Below are 17670 nucleotides of genomic sequence, written 5' to 3' on the forward strand. Positions count from 1 at the left end.
CCTACTTGTCGGTGGCGAAGGCGTCGTCGAAGGAGCCTTCGGGCTTGTCGAAGGCCAGCGCGCGGATCGTGTTGACCGCCTCGGCGGCGCCGACCTTGCGCTCCATCCCGGCGTCTTCCCACTCGACGGAGATCGGCCCTTCGTAGCCGATCGAGTTGAGCACCCGGAAGCAGTCCTCCCAGTTCACGTCGCCGTGACCGGTCGAGTAGAAGTCCCAGCCGCGCCGCGGGTCGCCCCACGGCAGGTGCGAGCCGAGCCGCCCGTTGCGTCCGCCGCCGACCCGCATCCGGGTGTCCTTGCAGTCGACGTGGTAGATCCGGTCCTTGAAGTCCCACAGGAACGCGGCCGGGTCGATGTCCTGCCAGACCATGTGGCTCGGGTCCCAGTTCAGCCCGAACGCCTCGCGGTGCCCGATCGCCTCCAGCGTCAGCGTCGTGGTCCAGTAGTCGTACGCGATCTCCGACGGGTGCACCTCGTGCGCGAACCGCACCCCGACCTCGTCGAAGACGTCCAGAATCGGGTTCCACCGATCCGCGAAGTCCTGGTACCCCGCCTCGATCCGCTCGGCCGGTACCGGCGGGAACATCGCGACGTACTGCCAGATCGACGACCCGGTGAAGCCGATCACCGTCTTGACGCCGAGCTTCGCCGCGGCGCGTGCGGTGTTCTTCATGTCCTCGGCCGCCCGCTGCCGGACGCCTTCGGGGTCGCCGTCGCCCCAGACCCGCGACGGCAGGATCGCCTGGTGCCGGAAGTCGATCGGGTCGTCGCAGATCGCCTGGCCGACCAGGTGGTTGGAGATCGCGAAGACCTGCAGCCCGTGCCGCTTCAGGATCTCGTGCCGGCCGGCGATGTAGTTCTCGTCGTCGATCGCCTGCTGGACGTCGAAGTGGTCACCGGAACAGGCGATCTCGACGCCGTCGTATCCCCAGGAGGCGGCCAGGCTGCAGACCTCCTCGAAGGGCAGGTCGGCCCACTGACCGGTGAACAGAGTGATCGGGCGTGGCATGTGCTGGCTCCTTGATGAGCAGTAGTTGTTCAGTTCTCGACTGTGGTCCAGGCGCCGTCCGCGGCAGCGGACCGGAGTACGGCGTCGACGAGGTGCGCGGAGCGGGCGCCCGCAGCGAAGTCGGGCAATCCGTCCGGGTGGTCGCCGTCGAGCGCGGCCGCGTAGGTGTCGGCGACAAACGAGTCGAAGGCGTCTTGGTAGCCCTGCGCGTGCCCGGCAGGCAGCCGGTTGATCCGCGCGGCGGGCGGGCTGAGCGTGTCCGGATCGCGCGTCAGCAACTGACTCGCCGCGCGCCGCCCGACCCACAGCCGATCCGGATCCTCCTGGTCGAAGCCGAAGCTCGACTCGGTCCCGGACACCTCCAGATACAAGCGGTTCTTCCGCCCGGCCGCGACCTGACTGACGACAACCGTCCCGACAACACCGGCCGCGGTACGGAACTGCGCGGTCGCCAGATCTTCGGTCCGTACTTCGGCCCCGCCGCGATTCGGCCGAATCGTCCGGGTCTGCGCACTGACGTCAGCGATCCGGTCACCCGTGACGAACTCGGTCAGATCGCACCAGTGCGAGCCGATGTCCGCGAACGCCCGCGACGGCCCGCCGGCGGCGTCATCCACCCGCCAGTTCTGATCGTTCTCACCCGCCAGCCAGTCCTGCAGGTAACTCCCATGCAGGCTGGTGATCTGACCGGCCTCGCCCTCGGCGATCCTGGTCCGCAACTCGCGCACCATCGGGTGGTACCGGTAGACGAACGGCACCGTGGCGACCCGGCCGGCCTCCAATGCGGCCGCGAGCAGCCCGGTCGCGTCCTTCGCGGACGTCGCCAGCGGCTTCTCGCAGATCACGTGCTTGCCGGCTTCGAGCGCTTGCAAGGTGACCGGCAGGTGCGTGTTGTTCGGCGTACAGACGTGGACGAGATCGATGTCGGCGGCAAGCAGCTCGTCGAGCGTCGCGAACCCGCGCTCGGCGCCGGATGCCTCCGCCGCGGCCTCGGCCCGCTCCGGACTCGATCCGACCGCACCGACGATCTGCGCGCCCGCGACCAATGCGGACCGCCCGTGCACCCGGCCCATGAACCCGCCACCGACGATCCCGACCCTGAGCTTGCGCGCTGTGGTGGACATGACGGCGACGCTATGTTGAACTTTTGTTCCCCGTCAAGCAAAAGCCTGGCGGTCCGCGACGAAAGTGCTGGCGATGAGCGAGTTCGGTCCCGCGCACGGAGTACTGCGGCTGCTGCTCGACGGGCAGCCGCGGACCCGTGCCGAGCTGATCGACCTGAGCGGCCTCGGGCGATCGACGGTCACCGGCCGGCTCGAGGAGCTGGTCGCGGCGGGCTTCGTCGTACCGTCCGGCGAGGCGGCGTCGAGCGGTGGCCGGCCGCCGGCCCGGTTCGCGTTCAACCCGTCGGCCCGGTTGGTGCTCGCGGCCGATGTCGGCGCGACCCACCTCTCGGTGGCGCTGACCGACCTGAGCGGCACGATCCTCGACAGCACCACCACGGCCCTCAACATCGCCGAAGGCCCTGAGACCGTCCTGGCCGCCCTCGCCACCACCGGCCGCGCCCTACTCAAGAACGCCAAGCGCTCGGTCAACGATCTGGCGGGCGTCGGCGTCGGACTGCCCGGCCCGGTCGAGCACAGCACCGGCCGCCCGAACCACCCACCGATCATGCCCGGCTGGGATTCGTACGACGTCGTCGGCCGGCTCACCAAGGAGTTCGGCTGCCCGGTCCTCGTCGACAACGACGTCAACCTGATGGCCCTGGGCGAGCACACCACTCAGTACGCCGATGTCGAACACCTACTGTTCGTGAAGGTCGCCACCGGCATCGGCGCCGGCCTGATCAGCGGCGGCCGGCTCCACCGAGGCGCCCAAGGCGCAGCCGGCGACATCGGCCACATCCAAGCCGCCGGCCACACCGAACTCTGCCGCTGCGGCAACACCGGCTGTCTGGAAGCCGTCGCCTCCGCCGCCGCGATCGCCACCCACCTCAGAGCCTCCGGCCTACGCCCCAAAACCAGTCAACAGGTAGTAGACCTGGTCCGCGCCGGCAACCCCGTCGCCACCCAAGCAGTCCGCCAGGCGGGCAGAGAAATCGGCACCGTCCTGGCCGCCTGCGTCAGCCTCATCAACCCATCGGTCCTGGTGATCGGCGGCTCCCTCTCCCAAGCAGGCGACCACCTCCTGGCCGGCATCCGCGAAACCATCTACGCCAGATCGTTGCCCCTAGCCACCACCCACCTGAAGGTAGTCCCCTCCCACACAGCCCACCAAGCAGCCCTCCACGGAGCCGCCGCCATGCTCCTCCAGCACACGCTGGGGTTGTGAAGCGCCAGCAGGTCAGCCGATGCAGCGACCGCCGCCGACGACCTTCTTCAGGTAGTTCTCGTGGATATAGGTGCGATCGCTGCGGCCCCAGACGACGCCGCCGCGGTAGTGGTTCCACTCGATGTTCACGGTGATCTTCTGCCCGGTGTTCACCCAGGCGACGATGTGGTACGGCAAGCCGGCATCCGTCGGGTTGTCATAGACCGGGACGCCGGTGGTCGTCACCACACAGTCGTATGTCGGAGCCGCCGACGCCGTCGCCGCCGGTACTACGGTGCCGGCGGCGGCCAGCGCCACCCCGGCCACGGTGGTCACCCATCGCTTCGTGTTCACAGAACCTCCGTTGCTCGACCGATCTGGTCTGCTCCGGATCCTGCTGCACCGGCCTGCCGTGGACAATCCTTTCAGCGACAGCCGAAACGGCTCCGGATCAGCCCCAGCGTTCTGATTTGGCTGAGCGGGAGATGAGGCTGAAGAGCATGTCCTTGGGGGTCATTTCGCCGGCGACCACCTTGGTGACGTGCTCCGCGATCGGCATCTCCACGTCGTGGTGGTGAGCCAGTTCGGTGATGGAGGCGCAGGACTTGACGCCCTCGGCGACCTGACGAGTGGCGCCCGCGATCTCGGCGACAGTCATGCCCTGGCCCAGTTTTTCGCCGAAGGTTCGGTTGCGGGACAGCGGTGACGAGCAGGTGGCTACCAGGTCGCCTAGACCGGCTAGGCCGGAGAAGGTGTGTTCGTCGGCACCCAGCGCCGTGCCGAGCCGGGCGGTTTCGACGAGGCCCCGGGTGATGACGGAGGCTCGGGCGTTGTCGCCGAAGCCCAACCCGACAGCCATCCCCACCGCCAGGGCGATCACGTTCTTGGTGGCGCCGCCGAGTTCGCAACCGATGACGTCGTTGTTCGTGTACGGGCGGAAGGTCGGCGAGTGGCAGAGCTTCTGCAGACGGGCGGCGGTGCCTTCGTCGGCGCAGGCGACAACTGCGGCGGCCGGCTGGCCTTCGGCGATCTCGCGGGCGAGGTTCGGGCCGGAGACGACGGCGATCCGCTCCGGACCGGCGCCGGTCAGCTCTGCGATCACCTCGCTCATGCGCTTCGTCGTACCGACCTCGACGCCCTTCATCAGCGAGACCAGCGGTACCGCCGCCGGAAGCACGTCGGCCCAGTCGCGCAGGTTGTCCCGCAGCGACTGCGACGGAACGGCGAGCACGATCGCCTCCGCTCCGTCGGCGGCCTGCGCCGGGTCATGCGTTGCGGTGATGGCGTCCGGGAGTTGCAGGCCGGGCAGGTAGTCGGGGTTCTCGTGCCGCGTGTTGATCGCCTCGCAGAGCGACTCGCGGCGGCCCCAGACGGACACCTGATTGCCGGCCTGGGCCAAGACGATGGCGAAGGCTGTTCCCCAGGACCCCGCACCGAACACCGCAACCTTGGTCATCGACTCTCCCCATCCTCACCGTTGTCATCAGTCGCCTTTGCCTTCGGCTCGGCGGCCTTGTGCTTGCGCAGGTCGTAGAGCTCCTTCGGTGGCGTCTCGCCGCGCAGTACGCCGAGCTCGCCGGCCACCCGCTGCATGATCACCTCGGTTGCCTCGTGCAACAGCTCGTTGGTGATCGGCTTGCCCTGGAAAGCGCTCAGGTCGACCGGCTCCCCCGCGATCACCCGCATCGTCTTGCGCGGCAGCAACCGGACCCGCAGGCTGCCGTACGACGCGAACACCTCCTGCGCACCCCAGTTCGCGATCGGGATCACCGGACATCCGGTCATCAACGCGATCCGGGCAGCTCCGGTCTTCCCGGTCATCGGCCAATGGTCGGGATCCCGCGTGATCGTGCCCTCGGGATAAACCCCGACGCATTCACCCTTCTCCACCGCGGCCACCGCGGCCCGGAACGCATCCGCCGCCTCGACCGAATCGCGATAGACCGGGATCTGCCCGGCGCTGGTGATGATCCGGCCGGCGATCGGCAGTTTGAACAGCGACGCCTTGCCGAGCAGCCGCGGAATCCGCCGGCATTCCCAGATATAGAGCCCGAGCACGAACGGGTCGAAGTGCGAGATGTGGTTCGTCACGAACACCATGCCACCGGTCCGCGGCACGTTCTCGCGGCCGCGGAAGTCCCGTTTGGTCCAGGTCAGCATGAACGGTTTGACGATGGCCACCACCAGGCCGAACCAGAACCCCCGCCGTGGCCGGGGTACCTCGGTGGTGCGCTGGCCGTTCACTACTGCCTCCTGGTGGCTGTTGTCGCCCTCGGTCATGGGAGAATCCTGCCTGATGGCAGACCTACAGGTCGCTCCCTGGACCCTGGTGATCCCGGTGAAGCGTACGGCGATCGCTAAGAGCCGGCTTGCTTCCGCCTACCCGCAGCACCGTCCAGAGCTCGCTCGTGCCTTCGCAGTCGACACTACTGCGGCCGCACTCGAGTCTCCTCTGGTCCGCGCCGTTCTGGTCGTCACGGATGACCCAGTGGTCGCAGCGGACGTCACGGCGATCGGCGCGCGCGTAGTACCGGACCTGGCGGGTGCAGGGCTCAATGGGGCTCTGGAGCACGGTGCGGCGTTCGCTGCAGCCGAATACCCAGGCGCCGGAGTGGTGGCGCTCTCTGCCGACCTACCGGCTCTCAGGGCTTCCGAGCTGACCGCTGCATTGGCAGCCTGCACAGCAGACCGGTCCTTCGTCATAGACGAACCAGGGACCGGTACTACGATGCTCGCCGCCGCCCCTGGCGTTCCCCTGGACCCCCGCTTCGGTGTGGGCTCCGCACAAGCCCATGAAGGCTCTGGCGCCGTGCCGATCGCGCTGGTCACCATCGGGTCGGTGCGACGCGACGTGGACACAGCAGCGGACCTGGCGCACGCAGTACAGCTAGGTGTCGGTCCCCGAACCGCGGACGTGATGTCGCTCGTGATGGGAGCTGCGACAGGCACTGAGGGTCTGGCCTGCTGAAAGGCCGCTACCGTAAGGGCATGCAAGCAACAGTCAGCCGTTACGACGCTGCGACGGCATCCGGCGCAGTGTTGACCGACACCGGCATCGAGCTGCCCTTCGACGCCGAAGCCCTCACCGGCACTCCGGTGCGCCTGCTCCGCCTCGGCCAGCGGGTCCGCCTGACCACCACCGGCACCGGCGCGGGCCTGGCGATCTCCGAGGTCCACTTCATCACTTTGCCGTAGGCAAAAGACGGCGCCGTAAAAGACAGGCAACGGCGAAGGCCGGTCGCCCCTGGTGTGGGGAGACCGGCCTTCGCTAGTACAGCGGGTACTACGAGGTGCTGACGGGTCAGCGGGCGGCAGCGCGCTTGGCCGGAGCCTTCTTGGCGGGGGCCTTCTTGGCCGGCGCCTTCTTGGCAACGGTCTTGGCCGGGGCCTTCTTCGCGACCGGGGCCGTCTTCTTGGCGGCGGCCTTGACCGGGGCCTTCTTGGCCGGGGCCTTCTTCGCAACCGTCTTGGTGGCAACGGCCTTGGCCGGGGCCTTCTTGGCGGCGGCCTTGACCGGAGCGGCCTTCTTGGCCGGCGCAGCCGTCTTGGCGGGCGCGGCCTTGACGGCCGGGGCCGCCTTCGGTGCAACCAGCTTCGGCAGCTTCTTCGCACCGGAGACAACGGCCTTCAGCTCCGCACCGGCGCGGAACTTCGGAACCACGGTCTTCTTGGCGCGCTTGGTCTCGCCGGTCCGCGGGTTGCGGACCATGCGCGCACCGCGCTCGATGGCCTCGAAGGCCCCGAACCCGGTGATGGCGACCTTGCCGCCCTTCTTGGTCAGCTCGCGCTGGACGGTGTCGATCACCGACTCCAGGGCGTGCTGGGCCGAACGGCGATTTCCGTCGAAGTGCACTGCGAGCGCTTCGACCAACTGGCTCTTGTTCACTGTCTTCCCTCCGTGAACTCCTGCGTCGAGCACAGCGCTCGATCTTCCGTGAACGTTATGGACTCTTCGGCGTGTTCACAAACACCAACGCGGCAATTCGGCCTTGTTTCAGGCGATTTGGGCAAAATTTTCCCTGGAATCGCCTCTGACCCGGCTTCCGAATCCCTTCAGAGCAACGAACCGGCATCAGACGGTGACGTCGGCCACAGCGCGAAAGGCTGCCCGCAAAGGGCTCTAAAGCCAGCCGCGGCGCTTGAAGATCAGGTGTAGACCACCACACACCATCGCCATCAGACCGACCGCGAAGGGATAGCCGAACTGCCAGTGCAGCTCCGGCATCGCGTCGAAGTTCATCCCGTAGACGGTGCCGATCAAGGTCGGCGCGAACAGGATCGCTGCCCATGCAGAGATCCGCTTCACCTCTTCGTTCTGGTCGTTGCTGGCGACGGTGAGGCTCTTCATCTCCTCGTTCTGCTGCTGGGCGACCAGGGTCGCGTTCACCGTCAGGATGTCGCGCAGCAGTTCGCGGAACGCGTCCACCCGCTCGACCACCTGGGTGACGTGGTCGGCCACGTCCCGCAGCGAACGTTGCAGTTCCTCATCGACGCCGTACTTGTCGAAACCGGCGCGCAGCGAATCCAGCATGCCGACCAGCGGCCGGGTCGCGCGCTGGAACTCGATCACCTCACGGGACAGCTCGTAGATGCGCCGCGACACCTTCGGGTCGCCGCGGAACACCTCGGTCTCGATCTCGTCGATGTCGTTCTCGAGGCCGGCCACCACCGGCGCGTAGCCGTCGACGACCTTGTCCATGATCGCGTAGAGAACAGCCTCGGTACCGCGCCGCAGCAACTCCGGATCGCGTTCGACCCGGCGGCGGACCGCGGCCAGGTTGGGCGCCTCGGCATGCCGGACCGTCACCACGAAGTCCGGGCCGACGAACACGTGCACCTCGCCGAACTCGACCTCCTCGGTCGCGTCCCGGTAACGAGCGGCCTTCAGGACGACGAACAACGTGTCGCCGTAGCGCTCGAGCTTCGGCCGCTGATGGGCCTGGATGGCGTCCTCGATCGCCAGCTCGTGCAGATCGAACTCCTGCGCCAGCGAGGTCAGCTCGCGCCGGTCAGGGCGGTACAGGCCGATCCAGGCAAGGCTTTTCGGCGACTCGTGCAGCACCTGGTACGTGTCGGCCAGAGACTCCGGCGACGCGACCCGCGAGCCGTCGCAGTAGATCGCGCTGTCGACGACGCTGTGCCCTTTGGGCTTCGGGCCGGCCGCAGGCGTGGCCTTCTGCTCCAGGGCAGCGGGCTCGGCGGCGGTACCGGCGTACCGGCGGGCGGCGGCGCGCAGCGACGGGGTGCGGCTGAACGCACGCAGGGTGCGCAGGCGGATGTCGGACATGACAAGTCCTCCAGGTGCGAGGTGTGGGATCGATGGAAGGAACACATCGCCCAGCCCCGCGCCGCAGGTCACCCCGCGCTGGTACGCGACGGGGTGACCTGACCTGTCAGAAGAGGATTCAGCGCCTCAAGGCCGGACGAGATCCGTATGTCTGGAGGGTTCGCTGCTCATGGCGCCCCACCTCCAAGATCTCGTCGTGCCCTGTGCTGACAACCTCGCAAGGATAACACCGCAGTTATCGGTCCTACTGTGCGATGCGTTACGCCTTCGCCGGCAGGGTGGCCGGCTTGAAGGCCGGCCGGGTCGCCTCGTACGCCGTGATGTCGGCCTCGTGGGACAAGGTGATGCCGACGTCGTCGAGCCCGTTCAGCAGCCGGTATCGGGTGTAGTCGTCGATCTCGAACGGCGCGGAGACGTCCCCGGCCGAGATCGTCTTGTTCTCCAGGTCGACGGTCACCTTGGTACCAGGGTCCTGCTCGATCGCGACCCAGAGCTGGTCGACGACCTCCTGCTCGACGAGGGCCGCGAGCAGCCCGGCCTTGCCCGAGTTGCCCCGGAAGATGTCACCGAACCGCGAGGCGACGACGACCCGGAACCCGTAGTCCATCAAGGCCCAGACGGCGTGCTCACGCGACGACCCGGTGCCGAAGTCCGGTCCGGCGACGAGCACCGAGACCCCTTCGTACTCGGGCTGGTTCAGGACGAAGGTGGGATCGTTGCGCCAGGCAGCGAACAGCCCGTCCTCGAAGCCGGTCCGGGTGACCCGCTTGAGGTAGACCGCCGGGATGATCTGGTCGGTGTCGACGTTGCTGCGCCGCAGCGGAACCGCGGTGCCGATGTGCTGGGTGAAGGCTTCCATGATTCCTTTGTCCTCAGACGTTCTCGGGTACGGCGATCTCGAGCGGCGGCAGGTCGGCCGGCGCCGCGAGAGTGCCCGTGACGGCGGTTGCGGCGGCGACCAGCGGCGAGACCAGGTGCGTCCGGCCGCCCTTGCCCTGGCGTCCTTCGAAGTTGCGGTTGGAGGTCGAGGCGCTGCGCTCGCCCGGGGCCAGCTGGTCCGGGTTCATCCCCAGGCACATCGAGCAACCCGCTCCACGCCACTCGGCGCCGGCGTTCTTGAAGATCACGTCCAGGCCCTCGGCCTCGGCCTGCAGCAGCACCCGGCCCGATCCCGGTACGACGAGCATCCGGGTGCCGTCGGCAACCTTCCGCCCGGCCAGTACACCGGCCGCCGCGCGCAGGTCTTCGATCCGGCCGTTGGTGCAGGAGCCGAGGAAGACGGTGTCGACGTGTACTTCGCGCAACGGCGTACCGGCGGTGAGGCCCATGTACTCCAGGGCGCGCTCGGCGGCGATCTTCTCGTTCGGCTCGTCGAAGTCGTCCGGCGACGGCACGTTGGCCGACAGCGGAGCGCCCTGGCCCGGGTTGGTGCCCCAGGTGACGAACGGCGCGATGTCCTCGGCGCGCAGCGAGATCTCCTTGTCGAAGGTCGCGTCCTCGTCGGTGGCCAGGCTGTTCCAGTACTCGACCGCGGCTTCCCAGTCGAGGCCCTGCGGCGCGTGCGGCTTGTCCTTCAGGTATGCGTAGGTCGTCTCGTCCGGCGCGATCATGCCGGCCTTGGCGCCCCACTCGATCGACATGTTGCAGATCGTCATCCGGGCTTCCATCGACAGCGCGCGGATCGCTTCGCCGCGGTACTCGACGATGTAGCCCTGGCCGCCGCCGGTGCCGACCTGGGTGATCAGCGCGAGCACCAGGTCCTTGGCCGAGACACCGTCGGGCAGTACGCCGTCGACGGTGACCGCCATCGTCTTGGGGCGGGCCTGCATCAGCGTCTGGGTGGCGAGCACGTGCTCGACCTCGCTGGTACCGATGCCGAAGGCAATCGCGCCGAAAGCGCCGTGGGTGGAGGTGTGGCTGTCGCCGCAGACCACCGTCATGCCGGGCTGGGTCAGGCCGAGCTGCGGGCCGATCACGTGAACGACGCCCTGGTCCGGGTCGCCCAGGGTGTGGATCCGGACGCCGAACTCCTTGGCGTTCTTGCGCAGCGTGTCCACCTGGGTCCGCGACGTCAGGTCGGCGATCGGCTTGTCGACGTCGAGCGTCGGCACGTTGTGGTCCTCGGTGGCGATCGTCAGATCGGGCCGGCGAACCTGCCGGCCGGCCAGCCGGAGCCCGTCGAAAGCCTGCGGACTCGTCACCTCGTGCACGAGATGGAGATCGATGTAGAGGAGGTCGGGCTCTCCGTCGGCATGGCGCACGACGTGCGCATCCCAGACCTTTTCCGACAACGTCCTACCCATCAGACACTCCTCCGTGGTTTTGTAATGACTGTTCTCTCGCTCACAGTGCGCCCAGATAGGCGGCACAAGCGACTTGCGTTCCACGATTCGAGACGGCAATATCGTCTCATGGACAACTCTAGCGGAGTCGGCGTTCTCGACAAAGCAGCTCTCGTTCTGTCCGCACTCGAGTCCGGACCGGCGACCCTGGCCGGACTCGTGGCGGCGACGGGACTGGCCCGGCCGACGGCACACAGGCTCGCTGTCGCTCTGGAGCACCACCGGTTGGTGGGTCGCGACATGCAGGGCCGCTTCGTGCTCGGGCCGCGCCTGAGCGAGTTGGCCTCCGCTGCCGGTGAGGACCGACTGCTGGCGACGGCCGGTCCGGTGCTGGCGCGACTGCGCGACATCACTGGTGAGTCGGCGCAGTTGTTCCGCCGCCAGGGTGAGTACAGGGTCTGTGTCGCGGCTGCCGAGCGTCCGTCCGGTCTGCGCGACACCGTGCCGGTCGGTAGCCAGCTGACGATGGCCGCTGGATCCGCCGCTCAAATACTGCTTGCCTGGGAGGACCCGGAGCGCATGCACCGCGGTCTCCACAACGCCACCTTCAATGCAGCCGCCCTGGCCGGCGTACGCCGTCGTGGCTGGGCCCACTCGGTCGGCGAGCGCGAGCAAGGCGTCGCCTCCGTCTCGGCGCCCGTCCGCTCTCCTTCCGGCAAGGTGATCGCAGCCGTGTCCGTCTCCGGCCCGATCGAGCGCCTCTCCCGCCAGCCCGGCCGCATGCACGCCCCCGCCGTGATGGCCGCCGCCGAACGCCTCTCCGAAGCCCTCCGCCGAGCCTCCGAGTAGTCCACCGACACAGCCCTCCACCGCGCTTCCGAGTAGCCCACCGGTACTCCGAACAGCCCGTCGCCTCCCGCGGCGGGCTGTTCCCTTCCCCCCGCTCCCCCGAGCCCACCCGCCCGCCTACACACCTGCCCGCCTGCGCACCCGCCTGCCCGGCCTGCCTGCCTGCCGCGCACCATTTCGGGGGTTAACCCCTCAGTTGGTGGGTTGCCTGCCGGTATTCCGGGGTGGCAACCCACCATCTCGGGGGTTAACCCCCGAGATGGTGGAGGGCGAGGGCGGGGGTTTCGGTTGGGTTCGGTGGGCGTGGGGTGCTTGCTGGTGGGGGTGGGCGGGATCACGATGAGTTGAGGGGGCACTGCTCTTCGGGAGGTACTTGCGATGGTGCGGGACTGGATGACTGTTGGCTGGAAGATGCTGATCGTCCGCGGGGTGATCGGCATCGTGTTCGGGGTGCTGGCGATCGTCTGGCCGATCTCGACGGCGATCGCGCTGGCGTTGCTGTGGGGCTTCTGGGCGTTGATGGACGGGATCGGGTCGCTGACCCAGGCACTTCGACCCGAGGCGAAGGGCAGCCGGCTCTGGCTGATCGTGCTCGGCGTGATCGCGTTGGTCGCGGCCTTCTTCGCCATCTTCAGTCCGGCGGTGACGGCGGTGACGCTGACCTGGATCCTCGGCATCTGGCTGATCGTCCGGGGCGTGTTCGAGGCGGTCGGCGCGTTCACGACCAACCACGTGACACCGAGATGGTTCCTGCTCCTCGGCGCGGCGTTCTCGATCCTGCTGGGAATCCTGTTCGCCGCCAACCCCGGCGCGGGCGCGGTGGGGATCGCGGTCTTCCTCGGAGTGGTCGCGCTGCTGTGGGGCGCCACGTTCCTGGTGGCCGGCCTGTCGATGCGCCGGCTGATGGCGGCCGGCCCCGAGGCCAAGGTGTGACGCTCGCCTCACCGGCGTACCGGGACAAAAACAAGCGCCCCTCACCTGGTGGTGAGGGGCGCTTTCTCTGGTAGCCCCGACGGGATTCGAACCCGCGCTACCGCCTTGAGAGGGCGGCGTGCTAGGCCGCTACACAACGGGGCCAGAGCGCTTGTCAGCCGGTTCCGGAGAGCCGACCAACGAGGATGAACTGTACCTAACTTCCAGCGATACGGTCCAATCGCTGGGGTACTAGGACTCGAACCTAGACTAACTGGACCAGAACCAGTCGGGCTGCCAATTACCCCATACCCCAAAGCTTGTTACTGCGATTGTCAGTGCGTTTCCGCCCTCACAACCTGGCCCGCTGAGCCTATCGCAGCATGCCGCCAGAAACCAAAACGAGTTCAGCGTCCCCAACTGTCACACCCGTCACAGCTTCTGGGACTGTCGGTCCCAGCTGATTGGGTTGGCGACATGGCTCGATTCCGGATGTACCCGACGCCGATGCAGAAGGCTGCGTTGCTGGAGCAGTGCGGACATGCCCGGTACGTCTGGAATCTGGCCCTCGAGCAGTGGTCGATGTGGACCCGCGACAAGGTTGCGGTGGCGCCGAACTTTGCTGAGCAATGCCGGCAACTGACCGGGGCACGAGCCAAGTTCGACTGGCTGCGGGCCGGCTCGCAGACCGTCCAGCAGCAAGCGTTACGGGACTTCGACCAGGCCGTCAAGAACTTCTACGCCGGTACGCACCGGCGGCCGACCTGGCGCAGGACAGGGGTACATGAGGGATTCCGCATCGTCGGCCCTCAGGCGTCCCGGGTCGTGAAGCTGAATCGGAAGTGGGCCGCGGCAAACGTCCCGAAGATCGGCTGGATACGGTTCCGGCTGTCTCGTGCGATACCTGACGCGAAGTCGTACCGCATCACCCGCGACCGGGCGGGGCGCTGGCACCTCGCATTCGCCGTCATCCCGCCACCGATCCCAACACCCGGTACGGGCGAGGTGATCGGCGTGGACCGCGGCGTCACTGTCTCCGCTGCCCTGTCCACGGGTGAACTCCTGTGGTGCCCTGGCTTCTCGGACCTTGAACAGGGACGGCTCAAGCACCTGCAACGTCGACTGGCCCGCTGTCAAGGCACCAGCCGTCGTCAGCGGGTGAAGACAGCGATCGCCAAGCTGCATGCTCGGGCCGGTGACCGTCGTAAGGACTGGGTGGAGAAGACCAGCACCAATCTCGCCCGACGCTTCGACGTCATCCGCGTGGAAGACCTGCGCATCGCTGCGATGACCCGGCGCCCCAAACCGAAGCCTGATCCCGAACAACCAGATGCGTACCTGTCGAACCGCCGTCGAGCGAAGGCCGGACTCAACCGCGGCATCCTGGCCAACGGCTGGGGACTGCTCGTCCAGCGCCTGGAGCACAAGGCCGCGGGACGGGTCGAGAAAGTGAATCCTGCGTACACGTCGCAGACCTGCAGCGCTTGCGGGCACTGTGTACCTGAGAACCGCGAGAGCCAAGCGGTCTTCCGGTGCGCAGCCTGCGGACATCAGGCGAACGCAGACATCAACGCGGCAGTCAACATCGCGGCCGGACGGGCCGTCAGCGCACGCCGAGGCGCCACTAAGGGTCTCGCCGAAGCGTGAACCTCAACTCGCTACTCCACGTAGAAGTTGAAATCCCCGGCCTCCAAGGGAGGGGAGGGCGTCAAACCCGTCACAGGAGTCGCCGGCCCGGACCGCGATCCGCCACGAGCGAAGTCGCCAGTGGCAATTCGCAGCGGGTGGCCATTCCCTGCTTGCGGGTGAGCAGCAACGCGATCGCACCGAAGGCGGCGAACTTCACCACGTCGACCGCAACGAGCGACCAGGGCGCGTCGGAGGCTCCCAGGCTGTCGCCGACGGTGTTGGTCAAAGCCGCGTAGATGAAGGTGATCACGTTGTTCGCCGCGTGCGCCGCGATCGGCGCCTCCAGCCCGCCGGTACGAACCGCGAGCAGCCCCGCCACCAGCCCGAACGCGAACCGGTCGAGGAACAGCGCCGGGCTCTCCCACGGCCAGATCCCGTGCGCCATCGTGAACAGCACGGTCGTCACCAGTACTGCGACCAGCGAGCTGCGCACCAGCGCGCCGACCGCCTGCAACAGGTAGCCGCGGAAGAAGTACTCCTCCCCCGCCGCCTGGAACGTCGACGTCAGCAACGTCACCGCGATCACGCCGGCCGCGTCGGAGGCGACGCCGTTGGATCCGCTGCCCAGCACGTCGACACTGCCGAGCTCGACGATGCCCAGCATCACCAGCTCGAGCACCACGGCCGCGACGCCGAACACTGCCAGCGGCCGCCAGCGCAGCTTGCCTGTCACCGAGGACAGCAGCCCGGGCGTCTGCTTGTTCAGCCTGGTCGCGACCAGCATCGTCAGCGGGATCAGCACGATCAGCGACAGGTTCGTCGCCAGCAGGCCGAGCCACGACACGGTCCCCTTGGGGTCGGTCCGGATCGACTGCTGGATCGACAGCACCAGCACACTCCAGAACATCCAGCCGACTAGCACGGTCAGCGCCCCGAGGAGCACGAACGCGGACGGCGTGACGTTGTTGCGCAGCAGCCGGTGGTACGGCTGCGGACCGGCGTCCCGGGGGTCGATCGCCGCCCCGGGTCCCGGCGTACCGGCGGCGGCCATCAGTCGGCCGGCAGGCTCGCGCGGGCCTGCTCGATCCGGCGGAGCGAACTCTCCCGCCCGAGCAGTTCCAGCGACTCGAACAACGGCGGCGAGATCCGGCGGCCGGAGATCGCGACCCGGACCGGGCCGAACGCGTTCTTCGGCTTCAGCCCCAGACCCTCGATCAGCGACGCCCGCAACGCGGCCTCGATCGGCTCGGTCTTCCACTCGCCGACCCCGGCCAGCGCCTTGCCGGTCGCCTCCAGCACCGCGCCGGCGTCACCGGTCAGCACCTTCGCGGCCGAATCGGGGTCGATCGAGAAGTCCTGGTCGGAGACGAACAGGAAGCCGAGCATCTCCGGCGCCTCGGAGAACGTGTTCATCCGCTCCTGCACGTGCGGCACGGCCGCGGTCAGCAGCGCGAGCTGCGCATCCGACGGCTCGGCCGGCAGGACGCCCGCCTTCGCCAGGAACGGCACCGCGCGGCCGGCCCAGTCGGCCGGCTCCAGCAGCCGCATGTGCGAGGCGTTGATGGCCTCGCACTTCTTCGGATCGAACCGGGCCGCGTTCGCGTTCACCTTGCGGATGTCGAACGCCTTGATCATCTCGTCCATGGTGAAGACGTCGCGGTCGTCGGCGATCGACCAGCCCAGCAGGGCCAGGTAGTTCAGCAGTCCCTCGGGCAGGAAGCCGCGCTCCATGTACTCGCCGAGGCCGGCGCCCGGGTCGCGCTTGGACAGCTTCTTGTTGCCCTCGCCCATCACGAACGGCAAGTGCCCGAAGCGCGGCGTCCGGCCGGAGCCGATGCCGATCTCGGCAAGCGCCTCGTACAGGGCGATCTGCCGCGGCGTCGACGGCAGGAGGTCCTCGCCACGCAGTACGTGGGTGATCTCCATCAGTGCGTCGTCGACCGGGTTCACCAGCGGGTAGAGCGGGTAGCCGTTCGCCCGGACGAGCACGTAGTCGCCCAGGTTCTCCGGCAGGAAGGTGATCTCGCCACGGACCAGGTCGTCGAAGGTGATCGGGCGATCGGGCATCCGCAGCCGTACTACCGGACGCCGGCCCTCCTCGATGTACGCCTGCACCTGCTCGGGCGTCAGCGCGCGGCAGTGACCGTCGTACCCGCTGTGCTGCCCCGCGGTACGGGCCGCCTCGCGGCGCTGGTCGAGCTCCTCCTGCGAGCAGTAGCAGTGGTACGCCCGGCCTGCCGCGAGCAGCTTCGCCACGACGTCGGCGTACGTGTCCATCCGCTCGGACTGTAGGTACGGGCCGAAGTCGCCGCCGGCCTCCGGGCCCTCGTCCCAGTTCAGGCCGAGCCAGGTGAGCGAGTCCAGCGTGTACTGCAGCGCCTCGGGGGTGTTGCGGGACTTGTCGGTGTCCTCGATCCGCAGGACGAGCTTGCCGCCGTAGTGGTGCGCGAAGGCCCAGTTGAACAGTGCGCTGCGGATGTTGCCGACCGTGAGCAGACCGGTCGGCGACGGTGGGAAGCGCACCCGCACCTGGTTCGGTTCCAAGCCACCGAGGACGTCTTCGTCGGTCGGGGCGGGCCTTTCAGTCACGCACGATCACCTTGTTCGTCAGAGTTCCGAGTCCTTCGACGCTGACCGCGACCTCGTCGCCGGGCAGCATCGGGCCGACACCCGCGGGGGTGCCGGTGAGCACGACGTCGCCGGGCAGCAGCGTCGTGAACGAGGTGATGTAGGCCAGCACCTCGGGGATGTCGAAGATGAACTGCGAGGTCCGGCCGTCCTGCTTCGGCTCGCCGTTCAGCGTGGTGGTGACCCGCAGGTCGGCCACGTCCAGGTCGGTGCTGATCCACGGGCCGAGCGGGCAGAAGGTGTCGTACCCCTTCGCCCGCGCCCATTGGCCGTCCGACTTCTGCAGGTCCCGGGCCGTCACGTCGTTGGCGATCGTGTACCCGAAGATGACCTCTTCGGCCCGCTCGCGGGGCAGGTCGCGGCAGATCCGGCCGATCACGATCGCCAGCTCGCCCTCGAAGTGCAGGTCGTTGGTCTGCTCGGGGTAGACGATGCCGTCCCGCGGGCCGACCACGCTGGTGTTCGGCTTGAAGAAGATCAGCGGCTCGGTCGGCACCTCGTTGCCGAGCTCCTCGGCGTGCGCGCGGTAGTTGCGCCCGACGCAGACCACCTTGCTGCGCGGGATCACCGGGGCCAGCAGCCGGACATCGGCCAGTTGCAACTGCTCGCCGGTGAACTGCACCGGCCGGTAGAGCGGATCCGAGTCGAGCACTGCGACGGTACCGGTGAGCCCCTCGGGGTCGTCGGTCTCGACGATGCCGTACTTCGGCTCGTCATCAACGGAGAATCTGGCGATACGCACGGGCCTGAGCCTACCGTCGTGC

At 68.0% G+C, this 17670-nt stretch carries 18 protein-coding genes and 2 tRNA genes; 6 read left to right on the forward strand and 14 right to left on the reverse strand.

Annotation, left to right across the window (positions count from 1 at the left end; translation table 11 throughout):
• Position 1 precedes the first annotated feature (1 nt).
• Positions 2-1009, reverse strand: a complete 1008-nt coding sequence (locus ABD116_RS00580) for a sugar phosphate isomerase/epimerase family protein (RefSeq protein ID WP_343963587.1) — start codon at positions 1007-1009, stop codon at positions 2-4.
• A 29-nt stretch (positions 1010-1038) separates the two neighbouring features.
• Positions 1039-2133 (reverse strand): Gfo/Idh/MocA family protein, encoded by a 1095-nt coding sequence (locus ABD116_RS00585; protein ID WP_343963589.1) that lies wholly within the window; start codon positions 2131-2133, stop codon positions 1039-1041.
• A gap of 73 nt (positions 2134-2206) precedes the next feature.
• On the opposite strand from ABD116_RS00585, the gene ABD116_RS00590 reads away from it, so the two are divergent.
• On the forward strand, positions 2207-3340 hold the full coding sequence (locus tag ABD116_RS00590; RefSeq protein WP_343963591.1) for an ROK family transcriptional regulator: 1134 nt from the start codon (positions 2207-2209) through the stop codon (positions 3338-3340).
• A 12-nt stretch (positions 3341-3352) separates the two neighbouring features.
• Here ABD116_RS00590 and ABD116_RS00595 read toward each other — a convergent pair whose 3' ends face one another.
• The 3 genes from ABD116_RS00595 to ABD116_RS00605 all read right to left on the reverse strand — a co-directional run bounded on the left by ABD116_RS00595 (position 3353) and on the right by ABD116_RS00605 (position 5599).
• Positions 3353-3673, reverse strand: a complete 321-nt coding sequence (locus tag ABD116_RS00595) for a hypothetical protein (protein WP_343963593.1) — start codon at positions 3671-3673, stop codon at positions 3353-3355.
• 97 nt (positions 3674-3770) lie between these two features.
• Positions 3771-4775, reverse strand: a complete 1005-nt coding sequence (locus ABD116_RS00600) for an NAD(P)H-dependent glycerol-3-phosphate dehydrogenase (protein ID WP_343963595.1) — start codon at positions 4773-4775, stop codon at positions 3771-3773.
• Entirely contained in the window at positions 4772-5599 is an 828-nt protein-coding gene (locus tag ABD116_RS00605) for a lysophospholipid acyltransferase family protein (protein ID WP_343963596.1), read from the reverse strand. The genes ABD116_RS00600 and ABD116_RS00605 overlap by 4 nt, the downstream gene beginning before the upstream one ends.
• A gap of 16 nt (positions 5600-5615) precedes the next feature.
• Here ABD116_RS00605 and cofC point away from each other — a divergent pair, with 16 nt between their 5' ends.
• Together cofC and ABD116_RS00615 are read left to right on the forward strand one after the other, a co-directional pair.
• Positions 5616-6287 (forward strand): 2-phospho-L-lactate guanylyltransferase, encoded by a 672-nt coding sequence (gene cofC, locus ABD116_RS00610; protein ID WP_343963598.1) that lies wholly within the window; start codon positions 5616-5618, stop codon positions 6285-6287.
• Between the two features lie 20 nt (positions 6288-6307).
• Positions 6308-6514: a hypothetical protein gene (locus ABD116_RS00615; protein ID WP_343963600.1), complete on the forward strand. Its 207-nt coding sequence runs from the start codon at positions 6308-6310 to the stop codon at positions 6512-6514.
• Between the two features lie 106 nt (positions 6515-6620).
• Here ABD116_RS00615 and ABD116_RS00620 read toward each other — a convergent pair whose 3' ends face one another.
• From ABD116_RS00620 to leuC, 4 genes are all read right to left on the reverse strand, one after another.
• The gene (locus tag ABD116_RS00620; protein ID WP_343963602.1) at positions 6621-7205 is read right to left on the reverse strand and encodes an HU family DNA-binding protein; all 585 of its coding nucleotides are present in this window, start codon (positions 7203-7205) and stop codon (positions 6621-6623) included.
• A 234-nt stretch (positions 7206-7439) separates the two neighbouring features.
• Positions 7440-8606, reverse strand: coding sequence for a magnesium/cobalt transporter CorA (gene corA / locus ABD116_RS00625; protein ID WP_343963604.1), 1167 nt, complete (start codon positions 8604-8606; stop codon positions 7440-7442).
• A gap of 259 nt (positions 8607-8865) precedes the next feature.
• Positions 8866-9465 (reverse strand): 3-isopropylmalate dehydratase small subunit, encoded by a 600-nt coding sequence (gene leuD, locus ABD116_RS00630; protein WP_343963606.1) that lies wholly within the window; start codon positions 9463-9465, stop codon positions 8866-8868.
• Between the two features lie 13 nt (positions 9466-9478).
• The gene (gene leuC, locus ABD116_RS00635; RefSeq protein ID WP_343963608.1) at positions 9479-10909 is read right to left on the reverse strand and encodes a 3-isopropylmalate dehydratase large subunit; all 1431 of its coding nucleotides are present in this window, start codon (positions 10907-10909) and stop codon (positions 9479-9481) included.
• Positions 10910-11017: 108 nt separating this feature from the next.
• Here leuC and ABD116_RS00640 point away from each other — a divergent pair, with 108 nt between their 5' ends.
• Both ABD116_RS00640 and ABD116_RS00645 read left to right on the forward strand, forming a co-directional pair.
• Complete coding sequence (locus ABD116_RS00640; protein WP_012922430.1) at positions 11018-11737, forward strand: IclR family transcriptional regulator; 720 nt, start codon at positions 11018-11020, stop codon at positions 11735-11737.
• Positions 11738-12130: 393 nt separating this feature from the next.
• The gene (locus ABD116_RS00645) at positions 12131-12670 is read left to right on the forward strand and encodes an HdeD family acid-resistance protein (RefSeq protein ID WP_343963610.1); all 540 of its coding nucleotides are present in this window, start codon (positions 12131-12133) and stop codon (positions 12668-12670) included.
• A gap of 68 nt (positions 12671-12738) precedes the next feature.
• Here ABD116_RS00645 and ABD116_RS00650 read toward each other — a convergent pair.
• Both ABD116_RS00650 and ABD116_RS00655 read right to left on the reverse strand, forming a co-directional pair.
• Positions 12739-12814 (reverse strand) — tRNA-Glu (locus ABD116_RS00650).
• A 79-nt stretch (positions 12815-12893) separates the two neighbouring features.
• Positions 12894-12965 (reverse strand) — tRNA-Gln (locus ABD116_RS00655).
• A 161-nt stretch (positions 12966-13126) separates the two neighbouring features.
• Between ABD116_RS00655 and ABD116_RS00660 the strand changes: the two genes are divergently transcribed.
• Positions 13127-14296: an RNA-guided endonuclease InsQ/TnpB family protein gene (locus tag ABD116_RS00660; protein ID WP_343963612.1), complete on the forward strand. Its 1170-nt coding sequence runs from the start codon at positions 13127-13129 to the stop codon at positions 14294-14296.
• A gap of 70 nt (positions 14297-14366) precedes the next feature.
• Here the strand turns inward: ABD116_RS00660 and ABD116_RS00665 are convergent, their stop codons facing one another.
• Genes ABD116_RS00665 through ABD116_RS00675 form a run of 3 tightly spaced genes read right to left on the reverse strand, consistent with a single transcriptional unit; the run spans position 14367 to position 17648 of the window.
• Positions 14367-15329, reverse strand: a complete 963-nt coding sequence (locus ABD116_RS00665; RefSeq protein ID WP_343963614.1) for a CPBP family intramembrane glutamic endopeptidase — start codon at positions 15327-15329, stop codon at positions 14367-14369.
• Complete coding sequence (gene gltX / locus ABD116_RS00670) at positions 15329-16867, reverse strand: glutamate--tRNA ligase (RefSeq protein WP_343963617.1); 1539 nt, start codon at positions 16865-16867, stop codon at positions 15329-15331. Before gltX ends, ABD116_RS00665 begins: the two co-directional genes overlap by 1 nt.
• Complete coding sequence (locus ABD116_RS00675; protein WP_343963619.1) at positions 16860-17648, reverse strand: fumarylacetoacetate hydrolase family protein; 789 nt, start codon at positions 17646-17648, stop codon at positions 16860-16862. Before ABD116_RS00675 ends, gltX begins: the two co-directional genes overlap by 8 nt.
• Between the last annotated feature and the right edge of the window lie 22 nt (positions 17649-17670).

The organism is Kribbella koreensis, from assembly GCF_039525325.1.
In the GTDB taxonomy this organism is placed as follows: Bacteria; Actinomycetota; Actinomycetes; order Propionibacteriales; family Kribbellaceae; genus Kribbella; species Kribbella koreensis.